This window comes from Paracoccus sp. 22332, assembly GCF_052045125.1.
GTDB classification, from domain to species: Bacteria; Pseudomonadota; Alphaproteobacteria; order Rhodobacterales; family Rhodobacteraceae; genus Paracoccus; species Paracoccus haematequi_A.
The window spans coordinates 63,648-83,694 of record NZ_JBQEOI010000003.1 but is presented as its reverse complement, the minus strand read 5'-3'; the positions used below and the strand labels follow the sequence as shown (position 1 = coordinate 83,694).

Here is a 20,047-nt window from a genome sequence, read left to right as displayed (position 1 = left end):
GGAACGCGCCCATGATCCGCCCGCTGATCGCCCTTGTCCTGACCTTGTGCCTGGCGATGCCTGCAAGCGCGAACCCCGCGCTGGAAGCAGTTATTGCCGACAACCTGGATCAGATCGAGAAACCCTCGCGCAAGACGGTGGAACCCCTGGTTGCCGAAATCGCCGCCACCGGACCCGAGGGGCTGGCGCTGCTGTCCGCCTGGGCTGGCCGCGCGCTTGGCGTGACGGATGACGGGCGGCTGCTGATCGTGGACGGCGACAGCGCCCGCGATGCCGTCACCGGCGCGGCGGTGCCCGACGCCGATCCGAAGATGCTGCGCCCCAATTCCGGCGTCCGCGGCGTCATCGAATCCGCCCTTGTCGCGGGCGAGATTTCCAGCCCCGACCCCGCCCGCCGCGCGGCCGCCCTGGCCTCCATCGCCCGCGACGGCACCGCCGAGCATCTGGCCGCCCTGCGCGCAGCCCCCGCCGAATCCGACCCGGCCCTTGCGGCGCAGCGCGAACGGGCGACGAACCTGCTGGCGATCCGCTTCGATCCCGATCCCGCCGCCCGCGTCGCGGCCATCGACAGCATGGCGGGCGATGTGGGCCTCGATTTCCGCGCGGCGCTGAACCCGCTGCTTGCGGTGACGCGCGTCGCCTCGGCCAGCGAACCCCAGGCCAATATCGCCCGCGAACTGACCATCGGCGGCGACTTTCCAAGGGAAGCGGCGATTGCCCTGCTGACCGCGAACGGCACGCTGCAACCGCGCCTGACCCCCGCCGATCACCGAAACGCCTTGGCCGCGAACATCGTGAACGGCACGGTCGGCGGCATCCCGGTCGCCGACCTTTCCGACCCCGCCGCCCGCGACCGCGCCTATGAGGCGCTGGAGGCTGCGGGCGCCGTTCCGCCGGCCGCCACCGATGCCGAGGCCGAGGCCGCGCTTGCCGCCAACCGCTTCTTCGAGGTCTATGCCGAAGCCGACGCCGCCGTGACCGACGCCGCCCGCGCCGCCGAACGGCGCGCGCAGGTGCGGCTGGCGGCGATGACCGGCATCGACTTGGGGCTGGACGCGCTGTCGCTGGCCTCGATCTATTTCCTGGCGGCAATCGGGCTGGCGATCACCTTCGGCGTGATGCGCATCATCAACATGGCGCATGGCGAATTCATCATGATGGGCGCCTATACCGGCTATGTCACCCAGACCCTGATCGCCGACCGCACGCTGTCGCTGGTCGTGGCGCTTCCCGCCGCCTTCGCCGTGACCTTCGGGGCCGGGGTGGCGCTTTATCGCCTTGTCATCCGGCATCTGGCGAATCGCCCGCTGGAAACGCTGCTGGCCACTTTCGGCGTGTCCATCGCGCTGCAACAGCTTGCCAAAAACATCTTCGGCACCCAGGCCCGGCCGCTGACCGCCCCCGCCTGGCTGGAGGGTTCGATCACGATCAACGACGTGATCTCGATTTCGTCGATCCGGGTGGCGATCTTTGTTCTGGCCCTGCTGTTCCTGGGCCTGTTCCTGTTCATCATGAAGCGCACCCGCCTGGGGCTGGAGGTCCGCGCCGTCACCCAGAACCCCGGCATGTCGGCCAGCATGGGCATCAACCCCGACCGCATCGCCATGATGACATTCGGCTTGGGGTCCGGCATCGCGGGCATCGCGGGCGTGGCCATCGGGCTGTTCGCGCAGGTCACGTCGGAACTGGGCCAGCAGTATATCGTGCAAAGCTTCATGACCGTGGTCGTGGGCGGGGTCGGCAATATCTGGGGCACGCTGGCGGGGGCCGCGCTGATCGGCGGGCTGTCCAAGGTGATCGAGTTCTTCAATCCCTCGAACACGCTGGCGGCGCAGACCTTCATGATCCTGTTCATCGTGATCTTCATCCAGTTCCGTCCGCGCGGCATCATCCCGCAGCGCGGCCGCGCAGCCGAGGCGTGACATGACCCGCAAACCCTTCATCCTGCGCAACCCCTCGATCCTGGTCGTGCTGGCGGTGCTGGCCCTGTTCACGGTCGCGGTCACGGCCCTCAGCGCGGCCTACGGCACCGGCGCGATTCCCACATCCATGGTCAAGGTGCTGGGCAAGACGCTGTGCCTGGCGCTTGCCGCCGTGGCCATGGATCTGGTCTGGGGATACCTGGGGATCCTGTCGCTGGGGCAGATGGCGTTCTTCGCGCTTGGCGGCTATCTGATCGGGCAATGGCTGATGTATGCGCGCACCGAAGCCATCGTCGCCGCCAGCATGGCGGGCAACCCGATCCCGCCCACGCCCGCCGAGTTGCAGGAGGGCGTCGCCAACCAGATCTTCGGCGTGGTCGGATCGTCAGACCTGCCGCTGGTCTGGTCCTTCGCCCATTCGCTGCCCCTGCAACTGCTGCTGGTCGTGGCGGTGCCGGGGCTGCTGGCCCTGGTCTTCGGATGGCTGGCCTTCCGCAGCCGCGTGAACGGCGTCTATCTGTCGATCCTGACCCAGGCGATGACCCTGGCCCTGGCGCTGTGGCTGTTCCAGAACGACAGCGGCTTTCGCGGCAATAACGGTCTGTCGGGCTTGCAGAACATTCCCGGCCTGGACGGGATCGATCAGGCCACCCTGTCGGTCTGGTTCCTCTGGGCCTCGGCCGCCGCACTCGGGCTGGCCTATGTGCTGGCCGCCTGGGTGGTCAGCGGCAAGTTCGGCAGCGTGATCCGCGCCATCCGCGACGACGAGACCCGCGTCCGCTTCCTGGGCTACCCGGTCGAGGGCTTCAAGCTGGCGGTCTTCACCCTGGCCGCGATGCTGACCGCCGTCGCCGGGGCGCTGTACTACCCGCAGGCGGGGATCATCAACCCGGCGGAACTGATGCCCATCGCCTCGATCTATCTGGCGGTCTGGGTCGCCATCGGCGGGCGCGGGCGGCTGTATGGCGCGATCATCGGCGCGGTGGTCGTGTCGCTGCTGTCAAGCTGGTTCACCGGCGGGCGGGCGCCCGCGATCCACCTGCCCGGCTATACCGTCAACTGGGTCGACTGGTGGCAGGTGGCGCTTGGCCTGGGTTTCGTGCTGGTCACGCTGTTCGCGCCCAAGGGCATCGCGGGCCTCTTCGACCGCCTGTCCCCGCCGCGCCGCGTCCCCGCCCCCGAACCGCAGGCCAAGGAGGCCCAGGCATGAGCGCGCTGCTTGAGGTGGACAGCATTTCCGTCAGCTTCGACGGCTTCCGGGCCATCAACAACCTGTCCTTCAACATCGGCGATGCGGAACTGCGCGCGGTGATCGGCCCCAACGGCGCGGGCAAGACCACCTTCATGGACATCGTGACCGGCAAGACCCGCCCCGACGCGGGCGACGTGACCTTCGGGACGCCGCCGAAATCCCTGCTGCGCATGAACGAGGCACAGATCGCCCGCGAGGGCATCGGCCGCAAGTTCCAGCGCCCCACCGTCTTCGAGGATCAGACCGTCGCCGACAACCTGACCATGGCGCTGAAGGCCAAGCGAAGCCCCTTCGCGGTGCTGGGCTGGCGGCCCTCGGCAGAGTCGCAGGCCCGCGTGGCCGAACTGGCCTCGGAAGTGGGCCTTGCCCCGCAGATCGCGCGCAAGGCCGGGGAATTGTCGCACGGCCAGAAGCAATGGCTGGAGATCGGGATGCTGCTGGCCCAGGAACCCCGCCTGCTGCTGGTCGACGAACCCGCCGCCGGGATGACGCTGGCGGAACGCGAGCAGACCACGGCGCTGCTGGTCCGGCTGGCGCAGTCCCGCGCGGTGGTGGTGGTGGAACACGACATGGATTTCGTGCGCCGTTTGAACTGCAAGGTGACGGTGCTGCACCAGGGGTCGGTGCTGGCCGAGGGGTCGCTGGACCATGTGACCCGCAATCCCGACGTGATCGAAGTCTATCTGGGGCGCTGAGAAATGCTGGAAGCCACGAACCTGACCCTGCATTACGGCGGAAGCCAGATCCTGCACGGCATCGACATCACCGCCCGCGCCGGCAGCGTGACCTGCGTGATGGGCAACAACGGCGTGGGCAAGACCTCGCTGATAGCGCTGCTGGCCGGGCGGCATCCCCGGTCGGGCGGGACGATCCGGCTGGACGGGCGCGAACTGGGCCGGGTGAGCGCGCAGCAGATGGCCCGGCTTGGCGTGGGCTATGTCCCGCAGGGCCGGGCGATCTTTCCGATGCTGAGCGTGCGCGAGAACATGGAAACCGGCTTCGCCTGCCTGCCCCGCGCCGACCGCCGCATCCCCGACGAGATCTTCGACAGCTTCCCCGTGCTAGCGGAAATGGCGCAGCGGCGCGGCGGCGACCTGTCCGGCGGCCAGCAGCAGCAGCTTGCCATCGCCCGCGCGCTGATTACGAAACCCCGCATCCTGCTGCTGGACGAACCGACCGAGGGGATCCAGCCCAACATCATCGCCCAGATCGGCCGCGTCATCGCCGCGCTGCGCGACCGGGGCGACATGGCCATCGTGCTGGTCGAACAGTATTTCGACTTCGCCTGGGATCTGGGCGACGATTTCCTGGTTCTGGAACGCGGCCGCGCCGTCATGCAGGGCGCCAAGGCCAGCCTGCGCCGCGCCGACCTGCACGCCCGGCTGGCCGGTCACGCGGCGGCATAGCCTTACAACGGTCGCATCGCCCGTCTATAGCCTGCCGAAACAAGATTTTTTCGGAGACGACGATGGAACGCCTGATCGAACGCAGCCTGTTTGCAAGCCGCTGGATGATGGCGCCCATGTATCTGGGCCTGGCGGGCGCCCTGGCGATCCTGGTCTGGGTCTTCCTGGTCGAGTTGTGGAAGTTCCTGCTGATCGTCCCGGTGATGACGGTCAACGACGCCATCCTGGGGGTGCTGGCGCTGATCGACCTCAGCCTGGCGGCGAACCTGCTGATGATCGTGATCTTTTCGGGATACGAGAACTTCGTCAGCCGGATGGATCTGGACCAGGAACGCGACCGCCCTGAATGGCAGGGAGAGGTGGATTTTTCCGGGCTGAAGCTGAAGCTGATCGCCTCGATCGTGGCGATCTCGGGGATCCACCTGCTCAAGGTGTTCATGGATGTGGCGAAATACACCCCGGATCATATCCGTTGGATGGTGGTGATCCACATGGTCTTCGTCGTGTCGGGCGTGTTGCTGGCGGCGATGGACTGGATCGCCAGCAACGCCAAGGGGCGCAAGAAGAAACCCTATCCTGCCGACTGACGGGACGCGGGCCGGGATCGGCCCGCGCCCCATGTCACGCCATCCGCGACCGCAGCAGGTCGATGACGACGAACCCCGCCAGGCTGACGCCCAGCACCGGCAGCGCCCAGCCAAGGCCGACGGCCAGGGCCAGCCACAGCGCGCGTTGCGCAGCGGGCAGGCGGCGCCAGGTGTCGGACAAAGGCTCGCCGGCCGCCGGACGGCGGGTCCACCACATCCGGTAACCGTAAACGATCATCACCATCAGCCCCGCCGCCACCAGGGCCATCAGGATCTGGTTGGGCACCCCGAACAGGATTCCCATATGCGCGTCGATGCCCCAGCGGATCAGCTTGGGGATCAGCGTGAAGGTCGCGAAATCGGCGCGGCTGGTGATCTGCATGGTGTCGGGATGGATCGCGACGGTATCGACCTGGGTGGGCCAGCTTCGGTCGTATTCGCGCACCACCCAGGCCTGTTCGGGCTTGGGAAGGCGGATCTCCATCATCGGGGAATCGATGCCGCCCGCGTGGGCGGCAGAGGCCACGGCATCAAGCTGGTCCAGCCGATCCTCTCGCGCGGCGGGGTCGTGGTGCATATGGGCGCCGTGATCGCCGTGTTCGGACGCAGCGACCACCGGACCGGCCAGGGCCGCACTGGCCGAGGGCGTGTTCCAGCCAAGCTGATCCTGCAGCGCCTGGAACCGCGCGCCGCCCTGCTGCGACCAGGTCAGTCCTGTGGCCGAAATGAACAGCAGCACGACCGACAGCGTGACGCCGATGGTCCCGTGCAGCCAGCGGCGTCGCTGCGGGGCGGGCATCGCGGACAGCGCGCGGCGCTTGCGCGGTCCGGTCGCCCACAGCGCGATGCCGCCCAGCACCGCCACCCACAGCCAGGAGGCCGCAAGCTCGCTGTAATAGCGCCCGGCATTGCCCATCAGCATGTTGCGGTGCAGATAATCCAGCGTGATGCGGAACGGCAGGATGCCGCTGGTGCCATAGGTGGTCAGGTCACCCCGGATCTCCAGCGTGGCGGGATCGACGAACAGCGTGCGGTTTTCCGATTCGCCAAGCGCCGGGTCGGAAAACATGATCCGCGTCGTCATGCCCGGTGCGGGCGCGGGGCGAACGGCCGAGACCGCAAGATCGGCGCCCAGCGCATCGCGCGCGGCCAGGGCCTGATCGGCCAGGCTGCGGGCCGGGCCGGTGCTGTCGGTATACAGCGCACCGCGATACAGCACCGATTCGATCTGCGGCGTCAGCACATACAGAAGCCCGGTCAGGGCCGCGACGAAGATGAAGGGGCCGACGAACAGCCCGATATAGAAGTGCATCCGCAGCAGGAACGGACGCAGCGAGGTGCGGGCGGCATCGGCCCGCCCGGGAATGGTGATCTGTGGCATTGGCTCGATCTGAAAGACGGTGGCTTTTGCCGCCTGCGGAGCGGCGCGGCTTTGATTCAGATCAGTTGCGGGGGGCCGCGCTTCGGAACGGCGGGATCGCGCGCATGTCCGGCCGCCCGGCGGATCTGCGGCAGGACGATGCGGGCCAGGATGCGCTGTTCGGCGTCGCGCAGATCGGCGGCGGCGGGCGGCAGGCCCGGCGTCCCCCCCAGGGTGCACAGCGGGCAGTGCGCCTTGTGCGCGCCGGTCGTGCCATGGTCGGCGCACAGGTCGTCCATCGACAGTCCGGCCATCGCCCAGGCTTCCAGCCGCAGCTCCATCTCGGACGGGACGGGACGCGCGTCCAGGCCCGCCGCGAGGACGGCAAGCATCAGGCCGATGGCGGCCAGTCTGGCGAGGCTGGGTTGCAGGCGGCGGCGCATGGCGACAGCGATGCCAGAACCACCGGGCGGCGCGCAAGCCGCATTTTGCCGCAGCAGCCTATCGCTTGCGTTCCCAGCGGCCCGATTCCTCGGACCAGTATTCGGCGGCGACGCCCGCGCCGGTCAGCGCACGCCATTGGTCGCGGGCGCGCGCGGTGGCCGCCGTGTCGCCGCCGTCGAAGATGATGCAGGCGCGTTCAAGCCCCGCGATCTCGGTCGGCGCGACCTCGGCCCCGTCCAGCGCCATCAGGCAGGCGGGACCGTTCGCCGCCGCCTGCCCTGCCCCCATCTGTCCCGCCAGCGTCAGCAGCACGGGCTGGCGCGCGTCATGCGGCCCGCCCGCCAATCCGTGCGGCAGGAAGCCGTCGCCCTGCCACAGGTGCAGATCCAACCGCTCCATCCGCGCGGGATCGGTGCCGCGCAGTTCCACATGCCAGCCTGCCGCCAGCGACTTGCCGATCAGGACCGGCAAAAGGCTTTCGGCGGGCGAGCGGGTCAGGTGATAGAACAGCGCGTTGCCCACCGGGGCTATTTCGCCTCGTATCGGTCGCGGATCAGGCGATCCAGCGTCATCACGCCCCAGCCGGTCGCCCCCTTGGGGGCCAGGTCGGTGGCTGCGGGCGGCAGGGCCACGCCCGCGATGTCGATATGCGCCCAAGGAGTGTTCTTGCGGATGAAGCGTTGCAGGAACTGCGCCGCCGTGATCGACCCCGCCGCGCGGCCGCCGGTGTTCTTCATGTCCGCCAGCCGCGACTTGATCAGCTTGTCATAGGGCTGGCCCAGCGGCAGGCGCCAGGCGCCCTCGCCTTCCGCTTTCGCGGCGGCCAGGATGTGATCGGCCAGCGCGTCGTCATTGGCGAAGACGCCTGCATTGTCGTGGCCAAGCGCGATGATGACCGCCCCGGTCAGGGTCGCCAGATCGATCACGGCGGACGGATTTAAGCGCGTCTGCGCGTACCACAGCACGTCGGCCAGAACCAGGCGCCCCTCGGCATCGGTGTTGATGACCTCGATCGTGTCGCCCTTCATGGAACGTACGATGTCGCCGGGACGCTGCGCCTTGCCGTCGGGCATGTTTTCCACCAGCCCCACCAGCCCGACCACATTGGCCTTAGCCCGGCGCAGCGCCAGCGTGCGCATCACGCCCGCCACGACGCCCGCGCCGCCCATGTCCATGGTCATCTCCTCCATCCCTGCCGCGGGCTTGATGGAAATGCCGCCGGTGTCGAAGACCACGCCCTTGCCCACCAGGGCCAGGGGCGCCTGATCGCCGCCGCCGTTCCAGCGCATCACCACGACCTTCGAAGGGCTTTCCGACCCCTGCCCCACGGCCAGCAGCGCGCGCATCCCCAGTTCGGCAAGCTGGTCCTCCTCCAACACCTCGACCGTCAGGCCGATCTCCTCCATGGCCTTCAGGCGGTCGGCGAAATCGGTGGTGGTCAGGACGTTGGCGGGTTCGTTGACCAGATCGCGGGTGAAGAACACGCCCTCGGCCACGGCTGCGGCGTCCTGGGCGGATTTCGCCAGGGCTTCGGGATCGGCGGCCATGAAGGTGACGCGGGCCTTTTCGCTGACAGGCTCGTCCGGGGTTTCGGGCGCGCTGTCGGCCTGGGCATCGGCCAGCACGGCATTGTCGGCCCCGCGCGTGATGCTTTGCGGGATCGGGTCGGCGCCTGCCTCGCCGTCGCCCTCGACCGGCTTGGTCTGATAGACGGAAAAGTCGTATCCGCGCAGCGCGATGCCCAGGGCCACCTCGTTCGCCAGCGGGTGCGCGCCCGCCAAGACCAGCGTATGGGCGCGGCCCAGCTTGGCGCCGATGGCCGCGCCCGCCTTGCGCGCCTGGGCTATGGTCGCGTCGTCGGGCAGCGCCACCAGGGTCAGCGCATCGGCCTGCATTCCCGCCGGGAAGGCCAGTTCCAGCGCCGCGCCGGGCTTCAGCGCGCGGCCCGCCTTCGATTCCATCGCCCGCCGCGCCGCCGCAAGCGCCGCGTCCGGCAGGCCCGGCGGCAGGTCGGCGCCCGGCGTGACGAGGATCGCCACGCGGCCCTGGTGCCCGGCCAGCCGGTCGGCGGCGGTTTCGGTGAAGGTGATTTCGACGGGGTGGGTCATGGCGTCCTCATCATTCTGCGGATGAAAGCCTAGACGCCCCGCGCACCCTTTTCCAGAGCCGCCCGTGACGCTAAGCAAGACGTGACCGCCGCCCGCCATGCCCCAAGGACAAACGCCGCGACATGCCCCGGATCGACCGCTATATCCTTGGCCAATTGCTGACCCTGTTCGGGTTCTTCGCCCTGGTGCTGGTGTCGGTCTATTGGATCAACCGGGCCGTCAGCCTGTTCGACGACCTTCTGGGCAACGGGCAGACCGCGCTTGTGGTGCTGGAATTCACGGCGCTGACGCTGCCGCTGGTGATCTCGGTCGTGCTGCCGGTCGCGGCCTTCGCGGCGACGGCCTATGGCACCAACCGCATGTCCGGGGAATCGGAGCTGGTGGCGATGCAGGCGGCGGGGCTGTCGCCCTGGCGGCTGGCGCGGCCGGTGCTGGTCTTCGGCGTCTTCGTGGGACTGATGGTGGCGGTGCTGGTCCACGGCCTTGTGCCGATGGCCCGCGCCCGGCTGGCCGACCGGCAGGCCGAGCTGGCCCAGGACGTGACCGAACAGTTCCTGCGCCCCGGCAGCTTCCAGTATCCGGCCGACGGCATCACCCTGTTCATCCGCGCCATCGCCGCCGACGGCCGCCTGCTGGATCTGTTCATCGAGGATGCGCGCGATCCCGCCAACCAGATGATCTACACCTCCGAGGAAGCCTTGGTCGTGCGCGCCGAAACCGGGCCGGTGCTGATCCTGCTGCGCGGCATGTCGCAGAACCTGCGCCAGTCGGGCGACCGGCAGTCGCTGGCGGTCACGCGATTCCAGGAATTCAGCTATGACATCGGCGCCCTGCTGACCGGCGGCGGCCGGAAGGGCCGCGACCTGCGCGATTACGGCACCCTGCGGCTGCTGAACCCCGATGCCGGGCTGCTGGCCGCGACCGGCGCCTCGGCCCCCGACGCCCGGCGCGAGGCGCACGAGCGGATCGCCCAGCCGCTGCTGTCGCCCATCGCGGCGATGATCGGCTTCGCCACGCTGCTGGTCGGCGGCTATTCGCGCTTTGGCGTCTGGCGGCAGATCCTATGGGCGGTCCTGGCGCTGATCGTGGTGCAGTTCCTGACCAATGCCGCGGCCGACCAGGCGGGGCGCGACCCGACGCTGTGGCCGCTGCTTTATCTGCCGGCGGCGGTGGGGGCGGTGATGTGCTGCGGGCTGCTGTGGCTGGCCGGCAGGCCGCGCCGCCTGAAGGACCGGGGGGCTGCGGCATGATCCTGGCCCGCTATGTCGCGCGCCGCTTCCTGCGGTCCTTCGTCACGATCGCCGGGGTGTTCCTGCTGATCCTGCTGCTGATCGACATGATCGAGATGATCCGCCGCTTTTCGGACCGCGACATCGGCCTGGCGGGCGCCTTGGGGCTGGCGGGGCTGAACGTCGCCTCCAGCTTCTATTCGATCCTGCCGCTGCTGACGGTGCTGGCGGGGATCGCGCTGTTTCTGAACCTGGCGCGCACGTCGGAGATGGTGGCGATCCGCGCGTCGGGGCGGTCGGCGCTGAAGGTCGTGACCGCGCCCGCCGTCGCGGCCGTCCTGGTCGGCGCGCTGACGGTGGCCTTCCTGAATCCGCTGGTGGCGGTGACGGGCGCCCGCTATGACGAGGCCGTGGCCCGGATCGAAAGCGACAGCCGCCAGACCGTCTCGGTCGGCGACAGCGCCGTCTGGCTGCGCCAGGCCGTGATCGAGGATTCCCAGGAATCGGGCCAGATCGTGATCCGCGCGCGCCGCGCCAGCCCCGACGCGACGACGCTTTACGACGCGACCTTCATGGTCTTCGACGAAGCCCGGGGTCCGGTCCGCCGGATCGAGGCGCGCGAGGCCCGGCTGGTGCCCGGCCATTGGGAATTGTCCGACATCCGCGACTATCCCCTGTCCGAACCCAATCCCCAGGCCGCCGCCACATCGGCCCCCCGGCTGGATCTGGCGTCGGACCTGACCGCGCAGCGCATCCGCGAAGGCTTCGGCCGCCCCGAGGCGGTGCCGGTCTGGCAGTTGCCGGGCTTCATCGCGGGCCTGGAACGGGCGGGCTTTTCGGCGGCGCGCCACAGGGTCTGGTTGCAGATGGAACTGGCCCGGCCCTTCCTGATGGGCGCCATGGTGCTGATCGCCGCCGCCTTCACCATGCAGCATGTCCGGGGCCGCAACACCGGCGGCGCGGTGCTGATGGCCTTCGGCGCGGGGATCGGGCTGTTCTTCCTGCGCAATCTGGCGCAGGTTCTGGGCGATAACGGGCAGGTGCCGCCCTGGCTTGCAGGATGGACGCCGCCGCTGGTCGGCGGGCTGCTGGCCATGGCGCTGATCCTGGCCCGAGAAGATGGATGACACCCGCCATGCGCAATAGCTTCGCCGCCCTGTTGATGCTGCTGCCGGGCATGGCGCTTGGCCAGACGATGCTGACCGGCGATCCGGGTCTGGGCGCGGGCAGCCTTGGCGGGCCGGGCCCCTTCCGCTGGAACGACGAGGCCGCGCTGGCCCCGACCGCCGCGCCCCTGGGCAACAGCATCCTGGGCGACCGCACCCCCGGCGCCGCATCCTTGCAGGCCGTAGCCCCCGATGCCGACGTGACCCTGCCCGCCCGCCCGATGGACGGCCCCGCCGATGACGCGGCCACGGTGCTGGCCGACAGCATGGTCCTGCAAGGCGACCGGACGCTGATCGCGGCGGGGGGCGTCGTGGTCTGGTATCAGGGCGCCCGGCTGGTGGCGTCGCGCATCGTCGTGGACGGGCCGTCCGGCAGCCTGACCATCGAAGGGCCGATCCACCTGTCCCGCCCCGGCGCGGCGGACCCCGATGCCGAGGCCGTGCTGATCGCCGACAGCGGCCAGCTTGACCGCGAATTGCAGGACGGCATCATCCGCGGCGCCCGGCTGGTGCTGGCCCGCGAATTGCAGCTGGCCGCGACCGAACTGACGCGGACCGGCAACGGTCGCACCACCACCCTGCGCCAGGTCGTCGCCTCAAGCTGCCAGATCTGCGCCAGCGAACCCACCCCCCTGTGGGAGATCCGCGCCCGGACGATCACCCATGACGCCGAAACCCGGCTGCTGACCTTCGACCATCCGCAATTCCGCGCCTTCGGCGTGCCGCTGGCCGCCGCGCCCTTCGCCGTGACCGCGCCCGATCCGACGGTGGAACGGCGCAGCGGCGTCCTGCGGCCGGAATTCCGCACCACCTCGGGTCTGGGGTTCGGGATCAAGCTGCCCTATTTCGTCACCATGGGCGACCATGCCGACGTGACGATCACGCCCTATCTCTCGGCCAGCCGGACGCGGACGCTGGAACTGCGGTACCGTCAGGCCTGGTCGAATGCCGTGACCGAATGGAACGGCGCCATCAGCCGCGACGACATCCAGCCCGGCGAAACGCGCGGCTATCTGTTCGGCAACGCGCTGATCGACCTGCCGCGCGGCTATCGCCTGGGGGTGCAGGTGCAGACCGCATCGGACCGGGGCTATCTGCTGGACTATGACATCACCGAGGCCGACCGGCTGTGGAGCGGCTTTACCCTGGACCGCGTGACCCGCGACAAGCTGTTCTTCGGGCGGGTCGGCAATTACCACTCGCTGCGCGACGACGAAGACAACAGCACCTCGCCCGCGCAGGTGGCCGACGTGATCTGGCAGCGCCGCTTCACCCCCGGCTATGTCGGCGGGCAGGCGCTTCTGGAATGGTCGGTCCATGCGCATCGCCGCCCTTCGGATCAGGACCGGGAGGGGCGCGACATGGCCCGCGCCTCGGTCGGGCTGGACTGGCGCCGCAGCGAGATCCTGCCTGGCGGCGTGGTCGGCGCCGCACTGGCCGGGATCGACGCCGACATCTATCGCATCGCCCAGGACAGCGATTATGACGACCTGGTGGCCCGCGTCGATCCGATGCTGGGCGTCGAATTGCGCTGGCCCCTTATCGGCGGCGGCGGTGGCGCGACCCATCTGGTCGAGCCGGTGGCGCAGATCCTGTATTCCCCGTCCGGCACCGACGACGACATCCCGAACGAGGACAGCCGCCTGATCGAATTCGACGAAGGCAACCTGTTCTCCGACAACCGCTTTCCCGGCTGGGACGCCCGCGAAGGGGGGCTGCGCGCCAATCTGGGCGTGACCTGGACGCGGATCGACCCGACCGGCTGGTCGCTGGCCCTGACCGGCGGCCGCGTCCTGCGCGCCGATCCCGAACGGGCCTTTCCGCCCGGATCGGCCCTGTCGTCCACCCGATCCGACTGGCTGGTCGCGGCGCAGTACGACAGCGGCACTGGACTTGCCCTGGCGAACCGGGCGCTGTTCGACGACGGCCTGGATCTGTCGCGCAACGAATTGCGGCTGGGCTGGCTGCGGCCCGACCTGCAACTGTCGGCGGGCCATCTGTGGCTGGACGGCGACGCGCAGGAACCGGAACGGCCCGAGATCAGCGAGCTGGTCGCCAATATCGGCTGGCAGATCCGCGACGGCTGGTGGGGCAATGCCGAAACCCGCTATGATTTCGACGCTGACAAGGCGCAACGGGCGTCGCTGGATCTGACTTATCGCAACGAATGCCTGACGGTCGAGATGGGCGTCTCGCGCCGGTTCACCAGTTCGGACAGCGTGCGCCCGGAAACCAGCCTGGGCCTGTCGGTCCGGCTGGGCGGGTTCGGAATGCAGGAAGACTTGCCAGGCACGGTGGCGCGCCGGTCCTGCTTGCGCTAATCTCGCGCCAAGAAACGAACCTATGGGGCAGCAGATGCGGCATTTCCTTTCCGGCCTCGCCTTGGCGGCGACCCTCGCGGCATCGACGCCGGTCCTGGCGCAGGGCCTGTTCGAGCCGGTGGTCTACATCAACAATGCCGCCATCACCCGCTACGAGGTGCAGCAGCGCCAGAAGTTCATGCAGATCCTGGGCGCGCCGGGCACCACGGAACAGGAGGCCCAGCAGGCGCTGATCGACGACCGGCTGCGCAATCATGCCGCCCGCCAGCTTGGCATCGTCCCGACCGAGCAGGGCCTGCAAAACGGACTGGAGGAATTCGCCAGCCGCGCGGGCCTGTCGGCCGCCGAATTCACCGCCGCCCTGGAAAACGCCGGCGTCGAGCCGCAGGCCTATCGCGATTTCGTCAGCGCGGGCCTGGTCTGGCGGTCGGTGATCCGCGAACGCGTGGTGCCGCGCATCAAGGTCTCGGACGCCGAGGTCGATCAGGAATTGCGCCGCCAGGTCGAAACGCCGATCCTGTCGCGGGTGCTGATTTCCGAACTGATCATTCCCGCCCCGCCGGGCCAGGAACAGCAGGCGCTGAACCTGGGGCGCCAGATCGCCGGGGCGAATCTGTCCTCGGACCAGTTCGAGGATGCGGCGCGGCAATATTCCGCCGCCGAATCGGCGCAGTCGGGCGGGCGGCTGGCCTGGGTCAACATTGACAACCTGCCCCCCAGCCTGCGTCCGATCATCACCGCGCTGCAACCGGGCCAGACGACCCAGCCGCTGACGGTCGAGGGCGCGGTGGTGCTGTTCCACCTGCGCGACAGCCAGGGCACGCTGCGCCCCGGCGCGACCGACCAGGTGATCGACTATGCGACCCTGCGGCTGCCCAGCGCCGCGGATGCGGCGACGCTGGGCGCGCGCACACGGTCCTGCGACGACCTCTACATCCAGGCGGGCACGCAGGCGGGGCAGGTGCAGCGCCAGACCGTACCGCAGGGCGCGATCCCCACGCTGGTCGCGCAACGCCTGGCGACCCTGGACCGCGACGAAACCGGCGTGGTCGATTACGGCAACGCCGCCGATCTGGTGATGCTGTGTTCGCGCCAGCCCGCCCTGGTCGCCGACATGGCCGAGGTTCCCACCACCGCCCTGCCCGAAGACGGGGTCGAGGCCGCGGTGCCCAATGCCGACGCCCTGCCGACCCGCGAGGCCGTGCGCGACGAGATCTTCAACCGCAGGGCCAATGCCGCAGCCGAGGCCTATCTGGCCGAGCTGCGCGCCGACGCCATCATCCGCCGCCCGTGACCGGCGCCATGGCTGCGGGCCGCATCATCCTGACCTGCGGCGAACCGGCAGGCGTGGGGCCAGAACTGGCACCCTTGGCGCTGGCCTCCGGCATAGACTTCGCCTGGATGGGCGATCCGCGCCACCTGCCGCCCGGCACAGCCTTCACCGAAATCGCCGCCCCCGGCGATCCGGTGCCCGCAGGCCATCTGCCGGTCATGCGCCACGACTTCGCCGCCCCCGCCACGCCCGGCCGCCCCGATCCCGCCAATGCGGCGGGGGTGATCGAGGTCATCGCCCGCGCCGTCGGCCTGGCGATGCAGGGCCGGGCGGCGGCGATCTGCACCCTGCCGATCAACAAGCAGGCGCTGAAGGAAGGCGCGGCCTTCGCCTTTCCCGGCCATACCGAATACCTGGCCCATCTGGCCGGGGACGTGCCGGTGGCGATGATGCTGGCCTCGACCACAGTGACCCCGCCCTGCCGTGTGGTCCCCGCGACCATCCACATCCCCTTGCAGGACGTGCCCACCGCGCTGACCGATGCCGCGCTTGAGGACGCGATCCGCATCACCCATGCCGCGCTGATCCGCGATTTCGGCATTCCGGCCCCCCGCATCGCCGTGGCGGGCCTGAACCCCCATGCGGGCGAAGGCGGCACAATGGGCCGCCAGGAAAGCGAACGCATCGCCCCCCTGCTGAACCGGCTGCGCGGCGAAGGCATGGACCTGGCCGGCCCCCTGCCCGCCGACACGATGTTCCACACCCCGGCTCGCGCGCGATACGACGCGGCAGTCTGCGCCTATCACGACCAGGCGCTGATTCCGATCAAGACGCTGGATTTCGACGGCGGTGTGAACGTGACGCTGGGCCTGCCCTTCATCCGCACCTCGCCCGACCACGGCACGGCCTTCGACATCGCGGGCAAGGGTCTCGCCAATCCCGCCTCGACCATCGCCGCCCTGCGCATGGCCCGCGACATGGCGGCGGCGCGCCCGTGATGCTTCTTCTTTGCCCAAATACCCATTCGACCGCGCCACGATGAGCACCATCGACAACCTGCCCCCCCTGCGCGAGGTGATCGCGCGCCATGACCTGCGCGCCAAGAAGCAGTTGGGCCAGAATTTCCTTCTGGATCTGAACCTGACCGCCAAGATCGCCCGGCAGGCGGGCGACATGACGCAGTGCGACGTGCTGGAGATCGGTCCCGGCCCCGGCGGGTTGACGCGCGGCCTGCTGGCCGAAGGCGCGCGCCATGTGCTGGCCATCGAAAAGGACGCCCGCGCCCTGCCCGCCTTGCAGGAGATCGCCGACCGCTATCCCGGCCGCCTGACGGTGATCCATGGCGACGCCTTGCAGATCGACCCGCTGGCGCATCTGACCCCGCCGATCCGCATCGCCGCGAACCTGCCCTATAATGTCGGGACGGAACTGCTGATCCGCTGGCTGACGCCCCCCGACTGGCCGCCCTTCTGGCAGTCGCTGACGCTGATGTTCCAGAAGGAAGTGGCCGAGCGGATCGTCGCCGCCCCCGGCGGCAAGGCCTATGGCCGCTTGGCGCTGCTGGCGCAATGGCGGGCCGATGCGCGGATCGTCATGACTCTGCCGCCCGAGGCTTTCGTGCCCGCGCCCAAGGTGCATTCCGCGGTGGTCCAGATGACCGCCCTGCCCGCGCCGCGCTATCCCGCCGACCCAGGCGTCTTGTCGCAGGTCACGGCGGCGGCCTTCAACCAGCGGCGCAAGATGCTGCGCGCCTCGCTGCGGGGGCTGCATCCGCAGATCGAATCATTGCTGGATCTGGCGGGGATCCCCCCCACCGCACGGGCCGAGGAGATCGACCTGGAACGGTTCTGCGCCCTGGCCCGCGCCGTCCAAGAGGCGCGGCAGGCGCATTGAACAAGGCCGCTGGCTGACAGCCCACGGCCTTGTTCCGTCATTCCTCGCCGACTGCGGGCGTTTCCTGGGCCTTCGCTTCGCCGTCCGGGGCCTTGCGGCGGCGGGGGCGGGGCGTGGCCGTCTGGGCCGCCGGTTTCTCGGCGCGCGGCGCGCGCGGGGCGCGGCTGCGGGCGGGCTTGGGGGCTGCGGCCTCGGGCGTTTCGACCGGACCGGCGGTTTCGTCCGACGAGGTGGCGACGGCATCCGGCAGCCCTTCGGACGGGGCGTCCATCACGGGTTCGGGATGCGGCGGGGTGGGAAGCTCCTCTTGAACCTCGGCCACGGGTTCAGGCCGGGGCTGTTCGCGAAGCCCCTCACGGGCGCCCCCGTCGCGATTGCCCCCATCACGATGACCCGTGTCGCGATTGCCGCCATCGCGGTTGGCATGGTCGCGATGGCCGTTGTCGCGCCGGTTATGGTCGCGCCCGTTGCCATTGTCGCGGGCATTGCCGTCGCGCGCGTTGTCGTCGCGGGGCTGAGGACCGCTATTGCCGTTCGGCTGGGCCTCGCGTCCCTCATCTCCGTCCTGCCGGGGCTGGTGGAACTGCTGGCGCTCGGCCATTTCCTTCTGCGCCTCGCCCAGCATTCGGGTGTAATGCTCGGCATGTTGCAGGAACGACTGCTCGGCCACGCGGTCGCCGGACAGTTGCGCGTCGCGGGCCAGGGCCAGGTATTTCTCGATGATCTGCTGGGGCGTCCCGCGCACCTTGCCCTCGGGGCCAGAGCTGTCGAAGACGCGGTTGACGATGTTGCCCAGCGTACGCTGGCGGTTCGACTTGTTGCGCGAACGGGATTTCGATGATCTCATCAGTCTGTCTGTTTGTGGTTCCAGTAGTGATCTGGGTTTCCAGGAATCTGGACGGCTTCGGGGGCGGCAACGGCGGCGCAAGAAGGGCGCTTCGCCGTTCAGCCCGCGCCTTGCGCCCGAAGGGACGCTGAGCGGGCGTCCATCAGGGAATCGGCTTTTTCAGGCTGACCCGTGCGTTGGCATCGCTGCCCCCGGCACAAGGGCGACTAATCATGCCCGCCCCGGCCTGACAAGCAAAATCGTCTTTCGGGCCGGGGATTCCCGGCATTCAGGCCGAAAACCGCGCGATAACGACCCGATCCCGCCCGTCCAGATCGCGGATTACCCGCGTTTCCGCGCCCTGCGCCGCAAAAAGCGCCGAGACCGCAGCCGCCTGCGTCGGCCCGATCTCGACCAGGACATGGCCGCCTTGCGACAAATGACCGCAGGCTCCCGCCGCGATGGCGCGATAGGCGGTCAGCCCGTCCGCGCCGTCGGTCAGCGCGCCATGAGGTTCCCAGTCGCGCACATCGGGGGACAGGCCCGCCATTTCGGAAAGCGCGATATAGGGCGGGTTCGACACGATCAGATCGAAGCGGCCCGTGACACCGTCATACCAATCGGCCCGCTGAAAGCGCGCCGTCACCCCGATCATCTGGGCATTGCCGCGCGCCACGTCAAGCGCGGCCTCGGATATGTCGGTCCCCATCCCCCGCGCGCCCGCCCGCGCCGCCAGAAGCGAGATCAGGATCGCCCCCGTCCCCGTTCCCAGATCCAGAACGCTGGTCCAGGGCAGGTCCAGCGCCGCCGCTACCAGCATCTCGGTTTCCGGGCGCGGGTCCAGCGTGTCGCGGGTGACGCGGAAACGATGCGCGTAAAAGTCGCGAAAGCCCGTGATCTGCGCGACCGGCTGGCGCGCGGCGCGGGCGGCGATCCCGGCGTCCAGCAGGGCCAGTTCATCGGCGGTCAGGTCGCGGTCGAGGGTCCGCAGCCGCCCCGGCTCGACTCCCAGCACGGCGGCCAGGATCCGGTCGCCATCCCGCGCCGCGCCCTCGATTCCCGCCGCGCGCAGCCGGACGGCGGCCTCGGCCCGCGCCTGGGGCAGCCTCATTCCTGCGCCGCCAGCCGCGCGCCCTGGTCATGGGCGGTCAGCGCGTCGATGATCTCGGTCAGGTCGCCTGCCATGATCCGGTCCAGGGCGTAAAGCGTCAGGTTGATCCGGTGATCCGTCATCCGCCCCTGCGGAAAGTTATAGGTGCGGATTCGTTCGCTGCGATCGCCGGACCCGACCTGAGACTTGCGGTCGGCGGCGCGCTCGGCATCGCTGCGGGCGCGCTCCATGTCATAAAGCCGGGCGCGCAGGACGGCCATCGCATTGGCGCGGTTCTGGTGCTGCGACTTCTCGGAACTGGTGACGACGATCCCGGTCGGCAGATGGGTGATCCGCACAGCCGAATCGGTCGTGTTCACATGCTGGCCCCCGGCACCGCTGGCCCGCATCGTGTCGATGCGGATGTCGGAGGCCGGGATGTCGATATCGACCTCCTCGGCCTCGGGCAGCACGGCCACGGTCGCGGCACTGGTATGGATGCGCCCGCCCGATTCGGTTTCCGGCACCCGCTGAACGCGGTGAACGCCGGATTCGTATTTCAGCCGGGCAAAGACCCCCTCGCCCTCGATCCGGGCGACGGCTTCCTTGACGCCGCCCAGCTCGGTCTCGGTCAGATCCAGCAACTGGAAGGTCCAGCCCTGCGCCTCGGCATGGCGGCGATACATGGCCAGCAGATCGCCCGCGAACAGCGCCGCCTCGTCCCCGCCCGTGCCGGGCCGGATCTCCAGGATCGCGGGGCGGGCATCGGCGGCATCCCTGGGCAGCAGCGCGATGCGCAACCGCTGCTCCAGCGCGGGCAGGGCCTCGCGCAGCCGGGCCAGCTCATCCTCGGCCAGTTCGCGCATCTCGGGGTCGGCCAGCATCGCCTGGGCCTCGGCCAGGCCGTCGCGGGCGGCGCGCCATTCGCCGATCTCCTCGACCACCGGCTTGAGGTCCGCATATTCCCGGCTGATCCGCGCGATCTGGTCTGGCGCCGCGCCCGCATTCAACTGCGCTTCGAGAAACTCGAACCGCTGGACGATCTGGACAAGGCGATCCTCGGGCAACATGGCGGGGGCTTACCTTCGCGCCGCGGCACCGGCAAGCCTGCTTTGGACGGCAAATATCCTCGGGGGGTCCGGGGGGCGAAGCGCCCCCGGCCGTCGCGGG

The 20,047-nt window shown here is 69.4% G+C and carries 18 protein-coding genes; 11 read left to right on the top strand and 7 right to left on the bottom strand.

Annotated elements, in window-relative coordinates:
* The first annotated feature begins 14 nt into the window (after positions 1-14).
* The 5 genes from urtB to ACTJI6_RS04340 all read left to right on the top strand — a co-directional run bounded on the left by urtB (position 15) and on the right by ACTJI6_RS04340 (position 5,167).
* Positions 15-1,922, top strand: coding sequence for an urea ABC transporter permease subunit UrtB (gene urtB, locus ACTJI6_RS04360; protein ID WP_440798637.1), 1,908 nt, complete (start codon positions 15-17; stop codon positions 1,920-1,922).
* 1 nt (position 1,923) lies between these two features.
* Entirely contained in the window at positions 1,924-3,132 is a 1,209-nt protein-coding gene (urtC, locus tag ACTJI6_RS04355; RefSeq protein WP_440798172.1) for an urea ABC transporter permease subunit UrtC, read from the top strand.
* Entirely contained in the window at positions 3,129-3,869 is a 741-nt protein-coding gene (urtD, locus tag ACTJI6_RS04350; protein WP_440798170.1) for an urea ABC transporter ATP-binding protein UrtD, read from the top strand. Before urtC ends, urtD begins: the two co-directional genes overlap by 4 nt.
* 3 nt (positions 3,870-3,872) lie before the next feature.
* Entirely contained in the window at positions 3,873-4,580 is a 708-nt protein-coding gene (gene urtE, locus ACTJI6_RS04345; RefSeq protein ID WP_440798168.1) for an urea ABC transporter ATP-binding subunit UrtE, read from the top strand.
* Between the two features lie 62 nt (positions 4,581-4,642).
* Positions 4,643-5,167 (top strand): TIGR00645 family protein, encoded by a 525-nt coding sequence (locus ACTJI6_RS04340; protein WP_440798166.1) that lies wholly within the window; start codon positions 4,643-4,645, stop codon positions 5,165-5,167.
* 34 nt (positions 5,168-5,201) lie between these two features.
* Here ACTJI6_RS04340 and ACTJI6_RS04335 read toward each other — a convergent pair whose 3' ends face one another.
* Genes ACTJI6_RS04335 through ACTJI6_RS04320 form a run of 4 tightly spaced genes read right to left on the bottom strand, consistent with a single transcriptional unit; the run spans position 5,202 to position 9,079 of the window.
* The gene (locus tag ACTJI6_RS04335) at positions 5,202-6,548 is read right to left on the bottom strand and encodes a PepSY-associated TM helix domain-containing protein (RefSeq protein ID WP_440798164.1); all 1,347 of its coding nucleotides are present in this window, start codon (positions 6,546-6,548) and stop codon (positions 5,202-5,204) included.
* 56 nt (positions 6,549-6,604) lie between these two features.
* Positions 6,605-6,970, bottom strand: a complete 366-nt coding sequence (locus ACTJI6_RS04330; RefSeq protein ID WP_440798162.1) for a hypothetical protein — start codon at positions 6,968-6,970, stop codon at positions 6,605-6,607.
* A gap of 58 nt (positions 6,971-7,028) precedes the next feature.
* On the bottom strand, positions 7,029-7,493 hold the full coding sequence (locus ACTJI6_RS04325; protein WP_440798160.1) for a DNA polymerase III subunit chi: 465 nt from the start codon (positions 7,491-7,493) through the stop codon (positions 7,029-7,031).
* A 5-nt stretch (positions 7,494-7,498) separates the two neighbouring features.
* On the bottom strand, positions 7,499-9,079 hold the full coding sequence (locus ACTJI6_RS04320) for a leucyl aminopeptidase (protein ID WP_440798158.1): 1,581 nt from the start codon (positions 9,077-9,079) through the stop codon (positions 7,499-7,501).
* A 122-nt stretch (positions 9,080-9,201) separates the two neighbouring features.
* On the opposite strand from ACTJI6_RS04320, the gene lptF reads away from it, so the two are divergent.
* The 6 genes from lptF to rsmA are packed head-to-tail and all read left to right on the top strand — an operon-like array spanning position 9,202 to position 16,961.
* On the top strand, positions 9,202-10,329 hold the full coding sequence (lptF, locus tag ACTJI6_RS04315) for an LPS export ABC transporter permease LptF (protein WP_440798156.1): 1,128 nt from the start codon (positions 9,202-9,204) through the stop codon (positions 10,327-10,329).
* Positions 10,326-11,435 carry an LPS export ABC transporter permease LptG gene (lptG, locus tag ACTJI6_RS04310; protein WP_440798154.1) on the top strand — a complete coding sequence of 370 codons (1,110 nt, stop codon included), beginning with the start codon at positions 10,326-10,328 and terminating at the stop codon, positions 11,433-11,435. Before lptF ends, lptG begins: the two co-directional genes overlap by 4 nt.
* An 8-nt stretch (positions 11,436-11,443) precedes the next feature.
* The gene (locus tag ACTJI6_RS04305; RefSeq protein WP_440798152.1) at positions 11,444-13,795 is read left to right on the top strand and encodes an LPS-assembly protein LptD; all 2,352 of its coding nucleotides are present in this window, start codon (positions 11,444-11,446) and stop codon (positions 13,793-13,795) included.
* 34 nt (positions 13,796-13,829) lie between these two features.
* Complete coding sequence (locus ACTJI6_RS04300) at positions 13,830-15,089, top strand: peptidylprolyl isomerase (protein ID WP_440798150.1); 1,260 nt, start codon at positions 13,830-13,832, stop codon at positions 15,087-15,089.
* Positions 15,090-15,097: 8 nt separating this feature from the next.
* The gene (gene pdxA, locus ACTJI6_RS04295) at positions 15,098-16,066 is read left to right on the top strand and encodes a 4-hydroxythreonine-4-phosphate dehydrogenase PdxA (RefSeq protein WP_440798148.1); all 969 of its coding nucleotides are present in this window, start codon (positions 15,098-15,100) and stop codon (positions 16,064-16,066) included.
* 40 nt (positions 16,067-16,106) lie between these two features.
* The gene (gene rsmA / locus ACTJI6_RS04290; protein ID WP_440798146.1) at positions 16,107-16,961 is read left to right on the top strand and encodes a 16S rRNA (adenine(1518)-N(6)/adenine(1519)-N(6))-dimethyltransferase RsmA; all 855 of its coding nucleotides are present in this window, start codon (positions 16,107-16,109) and stop codon (positions 16,959-16,961) included.
* Between the two features lie 37 nt (positions 16,962-16,998).
* Here rsmA and ACTJI6_RS04285 read toward each other — a convergent pair whose 3' ends face one another.
* The 3 genes from ACTJI6_RS04285 to prfA all read right to left on the bottom strand — a co-directional run bounded on the left by ACTJI6_RS04285 (position 16,999) and on the right by prfA (position 19,947).
* Positions 16,999-17,808 (bottom strand): DUF4167 domain-containing protein, encoded by an 810-nt coding sequence (locus tag ACTJI6_RS04285; protein ID WP_440798144.1) that lies wholly within the window; start codon positions 17,806-17,808, stop codon positions 16,999-17,001.
* Positions 17,809-18,076: 268 nt separating this feature from the next.
* Positions 18,077-18,898 carry a peptide chain release factor N(5)-glutamine methyltransferase gene (gene prmC, locus ACTJI6_RS04280; RefSeq protein ID WP_440798142.1) on the bottom strand — a complete coding sequence of 274 codons (822 nt, stop codon included), beginning with the start codon at positions 18,896-18,898 and terminating at the stop codon, positions 18,077-18,079.
* Positions 18,895-19,947, bottom strand: a complete 1,053-nt coding sequence (gene prfA, locus ACTJI6_RS04275; protein WP_440798140.1) for a peptide chain release factor 1 — start codon at positions 19,945-19,947, stop codon at positions 18,895-18,897. Before prfA ends, prmC begins: the two co-directional genes overlap by 4 nt.
* Positions 19,948-20,047: the final 100 nt, after the last annotated feature.

Bases quoted from the DNA above. Each gene is read 5' to 3' on its own strand.
- urtD (WP_440798170.1), top strand. From the start codon at position 3,129: ATGAGCGCGCTGCTTGAGGTGGACAGCATTTCCGTCAGCTTCGACGGC.
- urtC (WP_440798172.1), top strand. From the start codon at position 1,924: ATGACCCGCAAACCCTTCATCCTGCGCAACCCCTCGATCCTGGTCGTG.
- ACTJI6_RS04285 (WP_440798144.1), bottom strand. From the start codon at position 17,808: ATGAGATCATCGAAATCCCGTTCGCGCAACAAGTCGAACCGCCAGCGT.
- rsmA (WP_440798146.1), top strand. From the start codon at position 16,107: ATGAGCACCATCGACAACCTGCCCCCCCTGCGCGAGGTGATCGCGCGC.
- ACTJI6_RS04320 (WP_440798158.1), bottom strand. From the start codon at position 9,079: ATGACCCACCCCGTCGAAATCACCTTCACCGAAACCGCCGCCGACCGG.
- pdxA (WP_440798148.1), top strand. From the start codon at position 15,098: ATGGCTGCGGGCCGCATCATCCTGACCTGCGGCGAACCGGCAGGCGTG.
- prfA (WP_440798140.1), bottom strand. From the start codon at position 19,947: ATGTTGCCCGAGGATCGCCTTGTCCAGATCGTCCAGCGGTTCGAGTTT.
- ACTJI6_RS04340 (WP_440798166.1), top strand. From the start codon at position 4,643: ATGGAACGCCTGATCGAACGCAGCCTGTTTGCAAGCCGCTGGATGATG.
- ACTJI6_RS04305 (WP_440798152.1), top strand. From the start codon at position 11,444: ATGCGCAATAGCTTCGCCGCCCTGTTGATGCTGCTGCCGGGCATGGCG.
- ACTJI6_RS04330 (WP_440798162.1), bottom strand. From the start codon at position 6,970: ATGCGCCGCCGCCTGCAACCCAGCCTCGCCAGACTGGCCGCCATCGGC.
- prmC (WP_440798142.1), bottom strand. From the start codon at position 18,898: ATGAGGCTGCCCCAGGCGCGGGCCGAGGCCGCCGTCCGGCTGCGCGCG.
- urtE (WP_440798168.1), top strand. From the start codon at position 3,873: ATGCTGGAAGCCACGAACCTGACCCTGCATTACGGCGGAAGCCAGATC.
- ACTJI6_RS04335 (WP_440798164.1), bottom strand. From the start codon at position 6,548: ATGCCACAGATCACCATTCCCGGGCGGGCCGATGCCGCCCGCACCTCG.
- ACTJI6_RS04300 (WP_440798150.1), top strand. From the start codon at position 13,830: ATGCGGCATTTCCTTTCCGGCCTCGCCTTGGCGGCGACCCTCGCGGCA.
- lptG (WP_440798154.1), top strand. From the start codon at position 10,326: ATGATCCTGGCCCGCTATGTCGCGCGCCGCTTCCTGCGGTCCTTCGTC.
- lptF (WP_440798156.1), top strand. From the start codon at position 9,202: ATGCCCCGGATCGACCGCTATATCCTTGGCCAATTGCTGACCCTGTTC.